Annotated in this window: 14 protein-coding genes; 2 read left to right on the top strand and 12 right to left on the bottom strand. The window is 71.8% G+C overall.

What is annotated here, in order from left to right; genetic code table 11:
• Positions 1 to 27: 27 nt before the first annotated feature.
• The 5 genes from AB0L37_RS10910 to AB0L37_RS10930 all read right to left on the bottom strand — a co-directional run bounded on the left by AB0L37_RS10910 (position 28) and on the right by AB0L37_RS10930 (position 5,607).
• Positions 28 to 1,587 (bottom strand): PucR family transcriptional regulator ligand-binding domain-containing protein, encoded by a 1,560-nt coding sequence (locus tag AB0L37_RS10910; protein ID WP_365502662.1) that lies wholly within the window; start codon positions 1,585 to 1,587, stop codon positions 28 to 30.
• Between the two features lie 3 nt (positions 1,588 to 1,590).
• On the bottom strand, positions 1,591 to 2,886 hold the full coding sequence (locus tag AB0L37_RS10915; RefSeq protein WP_365502749.1) for an aspartate aminotransferase family protein: 1,296 nt from the start codon (positions 2,884 to 2,886) through the stop codon (positions 1,591 to 1,593).
• A gap of 68 nt (positions 2,887 to 2,954) precedes the next feature.
• Positions 2,955 to 3,797, bottom strand: coding sequence for a nitrilase-related carbon-nitrogen hydrolase (locus tag AB0L37_RS10920; protein WP_365502664.1), 843 nt, complete (start codon positions 3,795 to 3,797; stop codon positions 2,955 to 2,957).
• A 147-nt stretch (positions 3,798 to 3,944) separates the two neighbouring features.
• Positions 3,945 to 5,237, bottom strand: coding sequence for a hypothetical protein (locus AB0L37_RS10925; protein ID WP_365502666.1), 1,293 nt, complete (start codon positions 5,235 to 5,237; stop codon positions 3,945 to 3,947).
• 118 nt (positions 5,238 to 5,355) lie between these two features.
• Positions 5,356 to 5,607, bottom strand: coding sequence for a helix-turn-helix transcriptional regulator (locus AB0L37_RS10930; protein ID WP_365502668.1), 252 nt, complete (start codon positions 5,605 to 5,607; stop codon positions 5,356 to 5,358).
• Between the two features lie 102 nt (positions 5,608 to 5,709).
• On the opposite strand from AB0L37_RS10930, the gene map reads away from it, so the two are divergent.
• Positions 5,710 to 6,477, top strand: coding sequence for a type I methionyl aminopeptidase (gene map / locus AB0L37_RS10935; protein WP_365502670.1), 768 nt, complete (start codon positions 5,710 to 5,712; stop codon positions 6,475 to 6,477).
• A gap of 5 nt (positions 6,478 to 6,482) precedes the next feature.
• On the opposite strand, the gene AB0L37_RS10940 is transcribed toward map, so the two are convergent.
• The 4 genes from AB0L37_RS10940 to ggt all read right to left on the bottom strand — a co-directional run bounded on the left by AB0L37_RS10940 (position 6,483) and on the right by ggt (position 11,285).
• The gene (locus AB0L37_RS10940) at positions 6,483 to 7,424 is read right to left on the bottom strand and encodes an FKBP-type peptidyl-prolyl cis-trans isomerase (RefSeq protein WP_365502672.1); all 942 of its coding nucleotides are present in this window, start codon (positions 7,422 to 7,424) and stop codon (positions 6,483 to 6,485) included.
• Positions 7,425 to 7,616: 192 nt separating this feature from the next.
• Positions 7,617 to 8,282, bottom strand: coding sequence for a response regulator transcription factor (locus AB0L37_RS10945; protein ID WP_365502674.1), 666 nt, complete (start codon positions 8,280 to 8,282; stop codon positions 7,617 to 7,619).
• Entirely contained in the window at positions 8,279 to 9,415 is a 1,137-nt protein-coding gene (locus AB0L37_RS10950) for a sensor histidine kinase (protein WP_365502676.1), read from the bottom strand. Before AB0L37_RS10950 ends, AB0L37_RS10945 begins: the two co-directional genes overlap by 4 nt.
• Positions 9,416 to 9,485: 70 nt before the next feature.
• Positions 9,486 to 11,285 carry a gamma-glutamyltransferase gene (ggt, locus tag AB0L37_RS10955; RefSeq protein WP_365502678.1) on the bottom strand — a complete coding sequence of 600 codons (1,800 nt, stop codon included), beginning with the start codon at positions 11,283 to 11,285 and terminating at the stop codon, positions 9,486 to 9,488.
• Between the two features lie 103 nt (positions 11,286 to 11,388).
• Here ggt and AB0L37_RS10960 point away from each other — a divergent pair, with 103 nt between their 5' ends.
• Positions 11,389 to 12,147, top strand: coding sequence for a hypothetical protein (locus AB0L37_RS10960; RefSeq protein ID WP_365502680.1), 759 nt, complete (start codon positions 11,389 to 11,391; stop codon positions 12,145 to 12,147).
• 180 nt (positions 12,148 to 12,327) lie between these two features.
• Here the strand turns inward: AB0L37_RS10960 and AB0L37_RS10965 are convergent, their stop codons facing one another.
• The 3 genes from AB0L37_RS10965 to AB0L37_RS10975 are packed head-to-tail and all read right to left on the bottom strand — an operon-like array spanning position 12,328 to position 14,760.
• Positions 12,328 to 13,197, bottom strand: coding sequence for an amino acid ABC transporter permease (locus AB0L37_RS10965; RefSeq protein WP_365502682.1), 870 nt, complete (start codon positions 13,195 to 13,197; stop codon positions 12,328 to 12,330).
• Positions 13,194 to 13,838, bottom strand: coding sequence for an amino acid ABC transporter permease (locus AB0L37_RS10970; protein WP_365502684.1), 645 nt, complete (start codon positions 13,836 to 13,838; stop codon positions 13,194 to 13,196). The genes AB0L37_RS10965 and AB0L37_RS10970 overlap by 4 nt, the downstream gene beginning before the upstream one ends.
• A gap of 10 nt (positions 13,839 to 13,848) precedes the next feature.
• A complete protein-coding gene (locus AB0L37_RS10975; RefSeq protein ID WP_365502687.1) occupies positions 13,849 to 14,760 on the bottom strand; it encodes a glutamate ABC transporter substrate-binding protein in 912 nt (303 codons plus the stop codon).
• Positions 14,761 to 14,765 lie beyond the last annotated feature (5 nt).

Below are 14,765 nucleotides of genomic sequence, written 5' to 3' on the forward strand. Positions count from 1 at the left end.
TCCCTGGGCGCCCTGCGTTGCACGGTGTCACGCGCCGGTCTGCGCGTCGTGCGCGAGCAGGGCGATGTGCACGGACGCGGCCTGCTCGAAGTCGTCGAGGTCGACGCCGAGCAGCGCTTCGATGGCCTCCAGGCGCCGGTAGAGGGCGGGCCGGCTCATGTGGTGGAGCACGGCGGTGCGGGACTTGTTGCGGCCCGTGGCGAGATAGGTGCGCAGGACGGGGAGGAGGTCGTCGGCGGCCTCGTCCGCGTACAGCAGCCCGTCCAGCTCCCGTTGCGCGAAGGCCTGTACGCGCGGGTCGTCGCGCAGCAGCCGCATCAGGCCCCGCAGTCGTACGTCACCGAGGCGGACGACGGCCGGCAGGTCGGGCGGCGCCCCGGCGACGGCGTCGGCGACGTGCAGCGCCTCGCGCAGCCCCGCGGGCACGTCCTCCCAGCCGGCGCAGGCGGGCCCGGCGGCGACGACGGCGGGCGTATCGGTCTCGGCGCGCAGCCGGGCCGCGAAGTGCGCGGCGAGGGGTTCCGCGGCCTGGTCGCGGGCCAGGCTGAGCAGCACGGCGGTGGAGTGCTCGGCGAGTTCGGCGACGAGCCCGGACAGGCCCAACAGGCGCCGCACACGGTCGAGTTGGGCCGGTTCGCCGTCGCGTACGACGAGGGGGACGAAGGTGCGCCGGTTCACCGGGAGGCCCGCCGCCCGCGCCCGGGGCAGGAGCTGGCGCGCGGGCACGACGCCGGAGACCAGGTCGGCGAGGAGGCACTGCGCGGACTGCTCCTCCCAGCTCACGGCGGAGCCGGCGAGCATCCGGTGCAGGACGAGGGCCTCGGCGGCACGGTCGGCGAGCAGCCGCCCGGACGCGCTGTCGCCGCGGTAGCCGCAGAGCACGACCGAGCCCCAGCGCTCCCCGCGCCCGCCGAGGTCGGCGGCGACCCAGCCCTCGCCGTCGACTCCCCCGGGGCGGCGGGCGATCCGGTCCCAGTCGCGCAGCACGTCGTCCACGGCGGGGTGCTCCCCCGCCGTGGCGAGGACCCGGTGGGCGAGGTTCGTGACGACGACCGGGCAGGCGCTGTGCGCGGCGACCTCGTCGAGCAGCCGCTGGAGCGGGGCGCCCGCCGTGATGAGGCCGGTGAGCGCGGTCCTGATCCCCTCGGACAGGCTGACGGCGGCGAACTTCCGCCGTACGAGCCGCGACTGGACCTCCTCGGTCAGTTCCGCGAACGGGAACGGCCGGTGCAGCACCACCATCGGAAGGCCGTACCGCTCGGCGGCGCGCCGCATGTCGTCGGGCGGCGCCGGGAAGGCCCGGCCGAGGCCGAGCACGAGCGCGGAGGCCTCGGCGCGGTGCAGCGACCTGATGTACTCGGTGCGGACGCGGGCGTCACCGGCGAGCAGCACACCCGTGGTGAGGACCATCTCGCCGCCGCTGAGCATGACTCCGACGTCCGCGGCCTCCGCGACGTGGACCCAGCGCACGGGCCGGTCGAGGTGGCCGGCCCCCGCGACCACCTCGGGCTCCCCCGCGGCGATCCGCTCCAGGGCGAGTATCTGCCGTACGGACAGGGCGTGTTCGGGACCCGTCGCCGCGAGCACCGGTTACGAGACCTCTCGCAGCGCCCGCTCCAGGATCGCCGCGCCTTCCTCCGCCTCCGCCACCGTCAGGGACAGCGGCGGCGCGATCCGCAGGACGCTCGTGTCGTGGCCGCCGCCCTTGCCGATCAGGAGGCCCTGCTCGCGACAGGACTCCAGGACGGCCGCGGCGGCATCGGGCGCCGCCTCGTCCGTGCCCGGCCGCACCAGTTCGACGCCGATCATGAGGCCCCGGCCGCGCACCTCCCGTACGGCGGCGGCGCCCGCCGCGACGGCCCGCAGCCGCTCGATGAGCAGGCCGCCGACCCGGCGCGCGTTGCCCTGGAGGTCGTGTTCCAGGAGGTACGAGAGGTTGGCGTTGCCCGCCGCCATCGTGATCGGGGAGCCGCCGAAGGTCGAGATGGAGTTGGAGTCGAGGGAGTTCATGACGTCGGCACGCGCCACGACCCCACCGATCGACATGCCGTTGCCGATGCCCTTGGCGAAGGTGAGGATGTCCGGCGGCCCGGACTGCCCGTGCGCCTGCCAGCCCCAGAAGTGCTCGCCGGTCCGCCCCCAGCCGGTCTGCACCTCGTCCGAGATCCACAGGATGCCGTCCTCCTTGAGGACCTCGCGGAAGCGCGCGTACAGACCGTCCGGCGGGGCGGTGAACCCGCCGACGCCCTGCACCGGTTCGGCGATCAGCGCCGCGACGCCGCGCGTCTGGCCGAGCATGTCGCGCAGGTCGGCGACGCACGCGTCGATGAACTCGGCGTCGGACAGCGCAGCGTACGGGCCACGGCTGCGGACGCCTCCGTGCACGTACAGCGTCTGGAGCGGGGACAGACTCGTCGGCGACCAGCCCTTGTTGCCGGTGATGCCGACCGCGGTGAAGGAGCGGCCGTGGTAGCTGTTGCGCATCGCCAGGATCTGGTTCGAGCGGCGGTACGCGGTCGCGAGCAGCAGCGCCGTGTCGTTGGCCTCGGTGCCGGACGTGGTGAAGAAGACGCGGGCGTCGGGGATGCCGGACAACTGCGCGACGCGCTCGGCGAGTTCGACCATCGGCCGGTTCAGGTAGAGGGTCGAGGAGTGGATGATGCGGCCCGCCTGCTCGCTGACCGCTTTGGTCACCTCGGGCAGCGCGTGCGCCGTCATCGTCGTCAGGATGCCGCCGAAGAAGTCGAGGTACTTCTTCCCGTCGGCGTCCCACACATGGCGTCCCTCACCGTGCGTGATCTCGATCGGCTCGTCGTAGTACAGGGCGAGCCAGTCCGGCAGGACGGAGCGGTGGCGGGCTTGCAGAGAGGCGCGGTTGGGGGTCATCACGGCTGCGGCGTCCCTTCGTCGATCACGGCTCTGACGTGCTGTTCCAAGCGTCGGTACGAATACGGCTACGGCTGGACGAGGCCCTCGTAGGCGTCGGGGCGGCGGTCCCGGTAGAACGCCCACTGCTGACGCACCTCGTCGATGAGCCCGAAGTCCAGGTCGCGGACGAGGAGTTCCTCCTCCTTGTCGCTCGCGACGTCGCCGACGAACTGGCCGCGCGGGTCGACGAAGTAGGACGTGCCGTAGAAGTCGTTGTCGCCGTACTCCTCGACGCCGACGCGGTTGATCGCGGCGACGAAGTACTCGTTGGCGACGGCCGCGGCGGGCTGCTCCAGCTGCCACAGATAGCCGGACAGACCGCGGCTCGTGGCGGACGGGTTGTAGACGAGCTGCGCGCCGTTCAGGCCCAACTGCCGCCAGCCTTCCGGGAAGTGGCGGTCGTAGCAGATGTAGACGCCGACCTTGCCGACGGCGGTGTCGAAGACGGGCCAGCCCGCGTTCCCCGGCTTGAAGTAGTACTTCTCCCAGAACCCCTTGACCTGCGGGATGTGGTGCTTGCGGTACTTGCCGAGGTACGAGCCGTCGCCGTCGATCACAGCGGCCGTGTTGAAGTAGAAGCCGGACTGCTCGACCTCGAAGACGGGCACCACGATCACCATGCCGGTCTCGCGGGCGAGTTCACGCATGCGTGTCACGGTCGGCCCGTCCGGGACGGGCTCCGCCCAGCGGTAGTGCTCGGGCTCCTGGACCTGACAGAAGTAGGGGGCGTTGAAGACTTCCTGGAACCCGATGACCTTCGCCCCCTGCCGGGCGGCCTCGCGCGCGTGCTCCTCGTGCTTGGCGATCATGGATTCGGTGTCGCCCGTCCAGGTGGCCTGGACGAGTGCGGCGCGTACGACGTGGGCCATGAGCCGCTCCTTTGCCTGATCCTCTACGCCCGTAGACCGGGTCGTAGAGGGACGAACGTAAGCCCACCCGGAAGGCTTGCCAAGACCATCGTCGTTAACCCGCTGAATCGATCGCGTTTCGCACCCGGCCGGGTGACCGCGGGCGGCTCAGGCGGTGAGACCCGCGACGCGCAGCGCGTGCACCACGTCCCAGTAGCGCTCGTCGGAGACGCGCAGCGCCGCCTCCGTGATCAGCGGGACGAGCCGGGCCGGGTCGGCCTCGGCGCTGCGGGCCGCCTCCTCGGGGGTGCGGCTGCGGACGTACGTGTCGAGGAGCACGCGGGCCTCGCGGTGCCGCCCTTCGGCGTCGAGCCGGCCGACCGCCGCGCCGATCTGCTCGGGCGGGCGGCCCACACCCTGGCGCAGGACCTGTTCGGCGTCGGCGGTCCTGCCCGCCGCGGTCAGCGCGTCCGCCGCGGCGACGAGCCGCTCCGGCGGCAGCGACGCCGCCTCCCACAGCAGGGTGGCCCAGTCGGCGCCGAGCCCGGCGCGCTGGAGTTCGGCGGCGAGCAGCGGGAGGCGGGCGGCGGGGCCGTGCACGGCGTCGACGAGGACGCCGTGGGCCTCGCCGCTGCGGCCTGCGGCGCGGAGGCGGAGGAGGGTGCGGATCGCCGCGGCCACGTCCTGGTGGGCCCGGGCGTCCACCACGGGCGGGGGCTGTGCCGTCGGGGTCTCGTCGATGCCGCCGCCTGCGAAACGCGCCCCGCGCGGGGTGGCCGCAACGTCCGGTGCGGGGGCGGGAGTTGCGGGCCGGGAGGCTTCGTCCGTCGGGAGTCCGGCGAAGCGGGCGCCGCCTCGGCGTCGGCGTCTGCCCGGTTGCGGTGCCACCGGCGGCTGCGGGTCGTTCGCGGCAGGGCGCGCAGTCCCCCGCACACCTGAGGGGGCCGCCTCGACCGCCTCCACGTCCCGGAGCCTCGACCGGAGTTCGGCCAGCCGTGCCGTCGCGCGTTCATGGTCGTCCCGCACCCACGCAAGGTCCAGGCGGGCGGCGTCCGCCTCCTCCGCCGAGGTCGCCGCGTCGAGGCGGCGGGTCAGTTCCTGGCGGCGTTCGGTGGCGTGCCGCTGCTCGCGGGTCATGACGTCGATCCGGTCGGCGAGGGCCGCGCGGCCGCCGGGACCGTCGTCGTAGGCGCGCGCGGCCGCCCGGTGCAGGGCTCGCGCCCGCAGGCCCTCGCGCTCGGCCCGCTCGGGGCCGTGCGCGGCCGCGAGGTCCCTGAGCAGGGAGTCCACCACGTCCCAGGGCGGCACCTCACGCCCGTCGAGACAGGCCGTCATGCCCTCGGGGTCGCGCTGCCAGAACACGCCGCACCAGCCGGCGCCCTGGTCGACCCGGGCGAGGATTCCTTGCAGGTATGCCGCGAACTCCCGCACCGCAGCCGGGAGTTGTCCTACGTCCGTCACGCGCCGCCGCCGTTCCCCCACGCCTTGGAGCCTTACGCTCCGGAAGGAAACACCCCGTGTGTTACGACGCTGCTACGCGCAGTTTTCCGGGGTGGCACACGGCCGCACAGCCAGCACCTCAGGCAGGCACCAGTGCGCACCGCACGACGAGGTCGTCCATCGACAGGCCCAGCTCACGGGCGAGGGCGGCGACGGTGAAGAACGCCGGGGTCGGGGCCCGCCCCGTCTCGATCTTCCGCAGCGTCTCGACGGAGATCCCCGCACCGGCGGCCACCTCGGTCATGCTGCGACCCTGGCGCGCCTCGCGGAGCAACTGCCCGAGGTGCTCGCCGCGTTCGCGCTCTTCCGGTGTCAAGGGGGTTCGGACCATGCGCCCAGTGTACCCGAGGAGCCGATTCCTATACCGGATTCTCATACCGGGTTCCCGTACCGGGTTTCTATACCGGATTCAAATACCGGTATAGTTATTGGCATGGTGGAACTGAAGACGAACACATCGATCGACGCGATGCGGGAGGCGGGCCGCGTGGTGGCGCAGGCCCTGGCCGCCGCACGCAAGCACGCGGCCGTGGGCGTGAGCCTGCTCGACCTGGACGAGGTGGCACGCGACGTGCTGCGCGAGGCGGGCGCGACGTCCCCGTTCCTCGGCTACCGCCCCTCCTTCGCACCGACCCCCTTCCCGGCGGTGATCTGCGCCTCCGTGAACGACGCGATCGTGCACGGCATCCCGGACGGCTACCGGCTGCGCGACGGCGATCTCGTGTCGATCGACTGCGGCGCGCAGCTCGACGGATGGGCGGGCGACTCCGCGATCAGCTTCACGGTGGGCACGCCCCGCCCGGAGGACCTGACGCTCATCGAGACGGCCGAGCGAGCGCTGGCCGCCGGGATCGCGGCGGCAGTCGTCGGCAACCGGATCGGCGACATCGCGCACGCCGTCGGCACGGTCGGCCGCGCCGGCGGCTACGGCATCCCGCAGGACTTCGGCGGGCACGGCATCGGCCGGCAGATGCACGAGGACCCGCCGGTGCCGAACGAGGGACGCGCGGGCCGCGGCATGCCGCTGCGCCACGGCATGGTCCTCGCCATCGAGCCGATGCTGATCGCCGGCGGCAAGGACGACTACCACGAGGCGGCGGACGGCTGGACGCTGCGCACGAACGACCGCTCGCGCGCCGCCCACGCCGAGCACACGGTGGCGATCACGGACGAGGGGCCCCGGATCCTCACCGCCCTCTGACGGGGTCAGCGGTCCTGGCGGTCGAGGACGTCCACGACCCAGAAGATCGGGTGCTCGGCCGGGGCGGCGATCCCGCCCTTGGTCATCTTGAAGCCCTTTCGGTACTGGGCGGGCACGGCGATCTGGAGCCGGGAGCCCACACGCGTGCCGCGCAGCGCCTCGTACACCCCCGGCGGCACGGCCTCCCGGTTCACGAGCATCCCGCTGGGTCCCGTGGCCGCGTACGTGATGCGGTACGGCTTGTCCTGACCCCAGATCCAGGTCGCGTACTGCACGACGGCGACATCCTGTTCACCCAGGACGGGGCCCTTGCCCTCGACGAGCGTGTGCACGCCGACCCGTCGCGGCTCGGGGCCCCAACTGCCCACGTGGGGAAGGTTCTTCGGGCCTTTGAACGCGACCTTCGGCGTGGCCCGCGCGCTGCCGGTCACCTGCTTGCCCTCCAGCACCCGCTGGTCGACGCCGTACCCGCCGATCAGGTCGAAGACGAGCACCATGTGATCGGTCGGGCCGACCCGGGCGGGCGCCGCACCGTGCGGGCCGAAGCCGCCGGTCGACGGGGTGACCGTCAGGACGCGGCTGCCGCCCCTGCGGCCGACGAGCGCCTGACTCCAGCCGCGCGAGACGTGCTCATCCTCGAAGGAGACGGTCGCCGGCTGGAGCAGCCCCCAGGACGACATGAGCTTCCTGTCGCCTTCCCAGATCTTCATCTCGACGTCGGTCACGGCCACTTGGCCCCGCTTCACCTCCGCGCCCGTGCCCTCGCGCAGCACCTTCGTCCGGGCCTGCTCCGGCGCCGGACGGTCCGGGACCGTGATCGTCGGTCGGCTGCCGAACGCGCCGGAGACCTCGGGGATGTTCTCGGGCTCCGCCGTCGAGCACGCACCGGCGGCGAGGGCCACGACGGAGAGCGCCGCTGCGGCACGCAGGGCGGGGGCGAGGGCCATGCAGTCCTCCTGGGGACGGTGGGGTTCCGCCAGCGAGCGTCGCGGCAGCCCGCCCGCCGACGGCGTATCCGCGCCCCGACACACCGGATGCCGTACACCCCATGGGCGTACGGCATCCGGCGTTCGGACCGATGTGAGCGGATGGGCGGGGACGCACGAGGCAGCCCGAGCGGGCACCGGCCCACGAAGGACTCAGCGCGACGGCGCCACGAGCCCCAACTCGTATGCGGTGATGACCAGTTGCACCCGGTCGCGGGCGTCCAGTTTGGTGAAGAGCCGGGCCACGTGGGACTTGGCGGTGGCCACGCTGATGAAGAGCTCCTCGGCGATCTCCTGGTTCGACCGGCCGAGCCCGACCAGCGTGAGCACCTCGCGCTCACGTTCCGTGATCGACTCGACGGGGCGGGGCGAGCGGGCCGCGACGGGCCCCGGCCGCCCCACGAAGTCGGCGATGAGGCGCCGGGTCACGCCGGGCGCGATGAGGGCGTCGCCCGCGGCGACCACGCGCACGGCCGCCAGGATGTCGTCGAGCGCCATGTCCTTCACGGCGAACCCGCTGGCTCCGGCGCGCAGCGCCCCGTACACGTAGTCGTCCTCGTCGAAGGTGGTCAGGACGAGGACGCGTACCGTCTCGCCGTCCTGCGCGACGATCCGCCGGGTCGCCTCGATGCCGTCCATGCCGGGCATCCGGATGTCCATCACGACGACGTCGGGCCGCAGCCGCGCGGCCAGGTCGACGGCCTCGGCGCCGCCGCCCGCCTCGCCGACGACCTCCAGGTCGTCCGTGTCCGCGATGAGGACCCGCAGCCCGGAGCGGACTAGCGGCTGGTCGTCGACGAGCAGCACTCGTACGGTCATCGCGCCGCTCCCGACAGCGGGATGCGCGCCGTCACCCGGAACCCGCCCCCGGGCCGCCGCCCCGCGTCGAACTCCCCGCCCAGCAGACTCACCCGTTCGGCCATCCCCGTGATCCCCATGCCGGGCACCGTAACCGACGCCGCGGCGCCGGAGTCGACGATCTCCAGGCACAGTTCGTCGTCACCGTAGGAGACCAGGACCCGGCACGCGTCGACGCCCGCGTGCCGCACCACGTTGGTCAGCGACTCCTGGACGATCCGGTACGCGGCGAGGTCGACGTCGTGCGGCAGCGCGCGCTCCGTCCCCTTCCGTGTCACCTCTACGTCGACGCCGGCGTCCCGCGTCAGCCGGTCGAGGTCACCGAGCCCGCCGCCCGGGGTGAGCGGCGCCTCGGCGCCCGGCTCCGCCTTGCGCAGCGAGACGAGGGTGCGGCGCAGTTCCGCCAGGGTCTCGCGGCTGGTCGCCTCGATGGCCTCCAGGGCGGCGCGCGCCTCTGCGGGCTGGGTCTCGATGACGCGACTCGCGACACCGGACTGGATGGCGATGACGCCGATGCTGTGGGAGACCATGTCGTGCAACTCCCTTGCTATGCGCAGCCGTTCGGCGGTGACGGCCTCGGTGACCTCCCGTGCGCGCAGGGCACCGGCGTGCTCGCGCCGCTCCCGGCCGAGCAGCCCGATCATGCAGGAGACGAGGAGGGCGAGCAGCGCCATGGTCCACGCGCCGAGGACGGACGCGTGCGCGAATCCGGCGATGGTCACGGCCTGGACGAGCGCGGACAGCACAGCCCCGGTGATCCACTGCGGCCGCGGCCGGGCCGCGACGAGGTACCCGAGCGCCACGTCGGCCGACACGAACGCGAAGAGCATCACCTGTCGTGCGTCGTAGTCCCCCCGCACGGCCGACGGAATGGAGCCGACCGCGATCACCGTGCCGAGCAGGATCACCGCGAGCCCGAGCAGCGGCGTCCGCCGCACCACCCCCACCAGGAGGACAGCGGTGAAGGCGACCAGTACGGCGCGCACGACCGGACCCGCGTCCTGGGCCGCGAACAACGGCAGCGTCAGCACGAACGGGTACAGGGCGAGCCCGAACCCGGCGGCGACACCGCGAGAGGACGATGTCGAGTTCATGCAGGTGAGCGTACGAGGACGGGTGCGGGCGGACATCAGCCCCGGGGATGCATCCCCGGGGCTGAGCCGGTCACTTGGCGGGCTGCACCACCATGGCCGAGCCCCCGCCGCGCCGCACCTTCTCGGCGGCGGCGAGCCACTGTCCGCCCGGCAGCCGCTGCACACCGGTCGCGGCACCGATCTCCGGGTTCGGCTTGAAGGAGTGCCCGATGGCTTCGAGCTCGCCTCGCAGCGCACTGTCGTAGAGGCCGGGTTCGAGCTCCGTCTGCGCGGCGTTGCGCTGGCTGGCGCGCGGCGCCGCGATCGCGTCGACGAGCGGCAGGCCCCGGTCGAGGAACCCGGTCAGGGTCTGCAGCACGGTGGTGATGATGGTGGCCCCGCCGGGCGACCCCAGCGCCACGACCGGCTTGTGCGCCTTGTCGAGCACGATGGTCGGCGAGATCGACGAGCGCGGCCGCTTGCCCGGACCCGGCAGGTTCGGGTCGTGGACGGCCGGGTTGGCGGGCGCGAAGGAGAAGTCGGTCAGTTCGTTGTTGAGCAGGAAGCCGCGGCCCGGCACGGTGATGCCGCTGCCGCCGGTCGACTCGATGGTGAGGGTGTACGCGACGACGTTGCCCCACTTGTCGGCGGCGGTCAGATGGGTGGTGTTCTCGCCCTCGAACGTCGTCGGAGCGGCCTTGTCCCCCGCCTCACCGCACCTGCCCGGGTGCCGGGGATCGCCGGGCGCCACCGGGCTGGTCAGCACCGCGTCGTCCTTGATGAGGCACTCCCGCGAGTCCGCGTACTTCTGCGACAGGAGCTGCTTCGTCGGTACGTCCTCGAAGGCGGGGTCGCCGACCCAGCGCCCCCGGTCGGCGAACGCGATCCGGCTCGCCTCGATGAACCGGTGCAGGTAGCGGACGTCGGACGCCTTCGACAGGTTGGTGTGCTCCAGGATGTTGAGGGCCTCGCCGACGGTCGTGCCACCGGACGAGGACGGCGCCATCGAGTAGACACCGAGCCCGCGGTACGACGTCTTGGACGGGGCCTGATACTTGGCGGTGTAGGCCGCGAGGTCCTTCGCCGACAGCTTCCCGGGGCGCGCGAGATAGCCCGAACCCGGGTCCACCGGCGGCTTGTTGACGGTGGCGACGACGTCCTTGCCGATGTCCCCGCGGTACAGCGCCCCGACACCCTTGCTGCCCAGCTCCGCGTACGTGCGCGCGAGGTCGGCGTTCTTGAACGTCGAGCCGACGACGGGCAGTTGCCCGCCCGGCAGGAACAGCTTCGCCGTGTCGGGGAAGTTCCGGAAGCGGGCCTCGTTCGCCGCGGTCTGCGAGCGGAACGTGTCGTCGACCGTGAACCCGTCCCGCGCCAGGCGCTCGGCCGGTGCCAGGACGGAGCCGAGCCGCTTGCTGCCCCACGCGTCGAGCGCGGACTGCCAGGTCGCCGGCGTACCCGGTGTGCCGACGCTCAGGCCGCTGGTCACGGCGTCGTTGAAGGCGAGGGGCTTGCCGTTCTCCAGGAACAGGTCGGAGCCGGCCGTCAGCGGCGCGGTCTCCCGGCCGTCGATGGTGTGCACGGAGCGGGTCTTGGCGTCGTAGTAGACGAAATAGCCGCCTCCGCCGATCCCGGAGGAGTACGGCTCGGTGACGCCGAGGGCCGCGGCGGTGGCGACGGCGGCGTCCACGGCGTTGCCTCCCTTGCGCAGCACCTCGATCCCGGCGGCGGAGGCGTCGGCGTCGACGCTGGCCACGGCGCCGCCGTACCCGACGGCGACAGGCACCTTCTGCGGAGTGGAAGCGGAGGAAGGGGGCGCGGCCGCCCCGACCGTCACCATGGTCGCCACAGCGGCGCACAACGACAGATTCCGCCCAACTGAACGTCTCATCAGTACCTCCGGTCAACAGCCGTCTGCGCAGCGTAACTTGACTTCCCCGGGCCGTCAGGACCCCCTCGAACACCGGTGCGCCGGTTGGCTAGAGTGCGCCCCCATGACTGAAGACGTGCGCAACATCGTCCTCGGCCTGATCGCAGCGGGCATCAGCGCCGCGCTGGGCTGGCTCGCCCGCACCTACCTGTGGAAGCGGAAGCTCCGCAGGAAGCAGGCGTTCTTCGGGCTGCCCGACAACTCGGAGTCGCTGCTCGTGGTGAACCGCGACGCGGGCGGCCCCGAGCTGACAGTGAAGCGCCACGACGTCTTCGCGCTGCTCGAACTCTCCGCGCTCATCAAGGACTGCGGCGCCCACGCCCAGGTCGTCGCCCACGACACGGCGCAGCAGGGCTTCGGCGAGCGCACGGAGTTCTGCGTCGGCGGTCCCGCCTCGAACCGCCGGATGGCGGCGCACATGGTGAGCCTGCTGCCCGGGATCCGCGTGAACAGCGACCCGGAACCGGGCCCCGACCGGGGCGCGTTCCAGATCGGCACCGAGCGCTACCGCCTGGAGCCCGGCAGAACCGAGTACGTGGTCCTGGCCCGGCTGACCGCCGGCGAGGCCAAGGAGGCGAGACCGGTCTTCCTCTTCTGCGGCCAGCTCCCCATCACCAACCAGGCGGCGACCCGCTATCTCGCCCGCCACCACGAGCGCCTCGCCCGCAAGCACGGCAACAGCTCGTTCGTGCTGCTCCTGAAGGTGGTCAACTCGGGGGCGTACGGCCCCGACGTCGTCGAGCTCGTCGCCGACGTCACGAAGGCCGCCCAGACCCCGCTCCCCGCGCCGGCCGCGGCCCGCACGTCGCACCGCGCCAAGTAGCCCGGAGGACAAGGAGCCCGTAAACCAAGGAGAGCGGTGCCCCCGTCGCGTACGAATGCGACCAGGGCCCGCTCGGCCTCGGCAAGCAGGCGCGTCCCACCCCGTGCACAGCTGACCTTCCGCCCGCGGACGCGGGCAGTGATCTCCGGCTGCTGGGCGGGGACTGCCCATGCTTTTCGGCTACTGCACTCCTGGCAGCAGCGTCCCGGGTTCGGCAGGCGCGACATCCGCCGCCTCCGTCTTGGGATTGCGCCGCTGACGCTTGGCCACCCACTGGGCGAACCACGACAGCAACATGCACATCCCGATGTAGATCGGCGAGATCACCATCACCACGGGGATGAAGGGCAAATCGTAGTCGAGGTTCGACGCGATGAGCTTCCCGGCGTGGAGGAACTCCTCGTAGGTGATGAGATAGCCGAGCGACGTGTCCTTCAGGGCGACCACCAGCTGGCTGATGATGGCCGGCAGCATGGCCCGTACCGCCTGCGGCACCAGCACATGCGTCATGACCTGCGTCTTGCGCATTCCGAGCGCGTACGCGGCCTCCCGCTGCCCGCGCTCCACGGAGTTGATGCCGGAGCGGAACACCTCGGCGAGCACGGAGCCGTTGTAGAGCGTCAGCCCGGCGACCAGCGCGGGCAGCGGCTCGACCTTGAGGGCCACGTAGATGAAGAAGATCATCACGAGGACCGGCATCGCGCGGAAGAACTCCACGAACAGTGTCGAGATCCAGCGCACGGGACGGTGGTCGGACAGCCGCCCGACGGCGAGCAGCGTCCCGAGGACGAGGGAGAGCGCGGCCGCGATGGCGAACGCCTTCAGCGTGTTCCCGAGCCCGCGCAGCAACAGCTCCTGGATGCCCTTGTACTCGAAGGGCATCCACTTGGTGGAGGTGAACTGGTCGGTGTCGAAGAGCAGATACAGGATCCACGCGGCGATCCCGAGCACGGCGAGCGTGGAGACGAGGCCGTAGATCCTGTGCCGGCGCTCGGTCTTCGGGCCCGGGATGTCGTAGAGCGCGGTCGCGGAGCGGTCGAGGGCTTTCATCGGGCGACTCCCCAGCGCTTCTCGAGGACGTTGAAGAGCGCGCTGATGGCGAGCGTGATGACGAGATAGCCGAGCGCGATCCAGACGAACGTCCAGATGATGTTGTAGCCGAGTTCGCTGAGCGTCTTGTACGTGCCGAGCAGCTCGGTGACGCTGAACGCGCCCGCGATCGCCGAGTTCTTGGCGAGCGCGATGAGCGTCGAGCCGACGGGCGGGATCACGGACCGGAAGGCCTGCGGCAGGATCACGTTGGTCAGGGTCTGGCTGAACGTCATCCCGAGACTGCGCGCCGCCTCGCCCTGCCCGCGGGGGACGGTGTTGATGCCGGAGCGCAGCGCCTCGCAGATGAACGCCGAGGTGTAGCAGCCGAGCGCGAGCACCGCGAACACGGTGAACGGCAGCACGAGTCCGAAGCGCGGCAGGCCGAGCAGCACGGCGAAGAACAGCAGCGTCAGCGGGGTGTTGCGCAGCACCGTGACCCAGGCCGTGCCGAAAGCGCGGAAGGAGCCGACGGGCGCGACCCGGAACGAGGCCATGACGAACCCGAGGACGAGCGCCAGGACCGAGGCGTAGACGGTGAGTTCGACCGTACCGAGGAAGCCTTCCCAGTACGTCGAGATGTTGTCGGTCAGAACGTTCACGTGACGCTCCTCAGCTCGCCGGGTAGCGGTCGATGGGCGGCGGCGTCGGGGCGGGTTCTCCGGACAGTCCGAGGGTGGCCTCGAACGCCTTCTTCCAGTCCCCGTTCTTCTGGCGGGCCTCCAGGGCGTCGTTCATGGCGAACCGCAGCGCGTTGTCCTTGCGCGGTACGCCGATGCCGTACGGCTCCTCGGAGAACGGCTTGCCCGCCAGTTTCAGCTCGTCGGGCGCCTTGGCGGCGAAGCCGAGCAGGATCGCGTCGTCGGTGGTGACCGCGTCGACCTGGTAGGTCAGCAGGTTGTCGACACAGATCGAGTACGTGTCGTACGCCACGAGTTCGGCCTTCGGGTAGTCGGCCTGGATCCGCTGGTACGGGGTGGAGCCGGCCGCCGAGCAGACCCGCTTGCCCGCGAGGTCGCCCGGGCCGTGGATGTCGTTCTCGTCGCTGCGCACGAGCAGCGACTGGCCGGCCATGAAGTAGGGGCCGGCGAAGCCGACGAGCTTCTTGCGGTTGTCGTTGATGGTGTACGTGCCGACGTAGTAGTCGATCTGCCCGTTCTGGAGGGCGGTCTCGCGGTTCGCCGAGGCGATCGTCTTGAAGGCGATCTTCTTCGGGTCGAGGCCGAGCGAGGCGGACACCATCTTGGCGATCTCGATGTCGAAGCCGGAGTAGACGCCGTTGGCGGGGTTCTTCTCCCCGAGGTACGGCTGGTCCTCCTTGGCGCCGACCACGAAGTGGCCGCGCTTCTTCGCCTTCTTCCACGTCGGGGAGTCGGGCAGCGAAAAGCCCTGCGCCACTTGGTACGTGGGGAGTTCGGCGGCGGACGGGCCCTTGACCGGCGGGCTGCCCTCCTTGCCGCAGGCGGTGGCGGCGACGGCCGTCACGAGGAGCGCGGCGAGCAGCCGCAGCGACTTGGCGATCATCAGGT

This window comes from Streptomyces sp. NPDC052225, assembly GCF_040679615.1.
GTDB lineage: Bacteria > Actinomycetota > Actinomycetes > Streptomycetales > Streptomycetaceae > Streptomyces.

Bases quoted from the DNA above. Each gene is read 5' to 3' on its own strand.
- AB0L37_RS10915 (WP_365502749.1), bottom strand. From the start codon at position 2,886: ATGACCCCCAACCGCGCCTCTCTGCAAGCCCGCCACCGCTCCGTCCTG.
- AB0L37_RS10920 (WP_365502664.1), bottom strand. From the start codon at position 3,797: ATGGCCCACGTCGTACGCGCCGCACTCGTCCAGGCCACCTGGACGGGC.
- AB0L37_RS10930 (WP_365502668.1), bottom strand. From the start codon at position 5,607: ATGGTCCGAACCCCCTTGACACCGGAAGAGCGCGAACGCGGCGAGCAC.
- map (WP_365502670.1), top strand. From the start codon at position 5,710: ATGGTGGAACTGAAGACGAACACATCGATCGACGCGATGCGGGAGGCG.
- AB0L37_RS10940 (WP_365502672.1), bottom strand. From the start codon at position 7,424: ATGGCCCTCGCCCCCGCCCTGCGTGCCGCAGCGGCGCTCTCCGTCGTG.
- AB0L37_RS10945 (WP_365502674.1), bottom strand. From the start codon at position 8,282: ATGACCGTACGAGTGCTGCTCGTCGACGACCAGCCGCTAGTCCGCTCC.
- AB0L37_RS10950 (WP_365502676.1), bottom strand. From the start codon at position 9,415: ATGAACTCGACATCGTCCTCTCGCGGTGTCGCCGCCGGGTTCGGGCTC.
- ggt (WP_365502678.1), bottom strand. From the start codon at position 11,285: ATGAGACGTTCAGTTGGGCGGAATCTGTCGTTGTGCGCCGCTGTGGCG.
- AB0L37_RS10960 (WP_365502680.1), top strand. From the start codon at position 11,389: ATGACTGAAGACGTGCGCAACATCGTCCTCGGCCTGATCGCAGCGGGC.
- AB0L37_RS10965 (WP_365502682.1), bottom strand. From the start codon at position 13,197: ATGAAAGCCCTCGACCGCTCCGCGACCGCGCTCTACGACATCCCGGGC.
- AB0L37_RS10975 (WP_365502687.1), bottom strand. From the start codon at position 14,760: ATGATCGCCAAGTCGCTGCGGCTGCTCGCCGCGCTCCTCGTGACGGCC.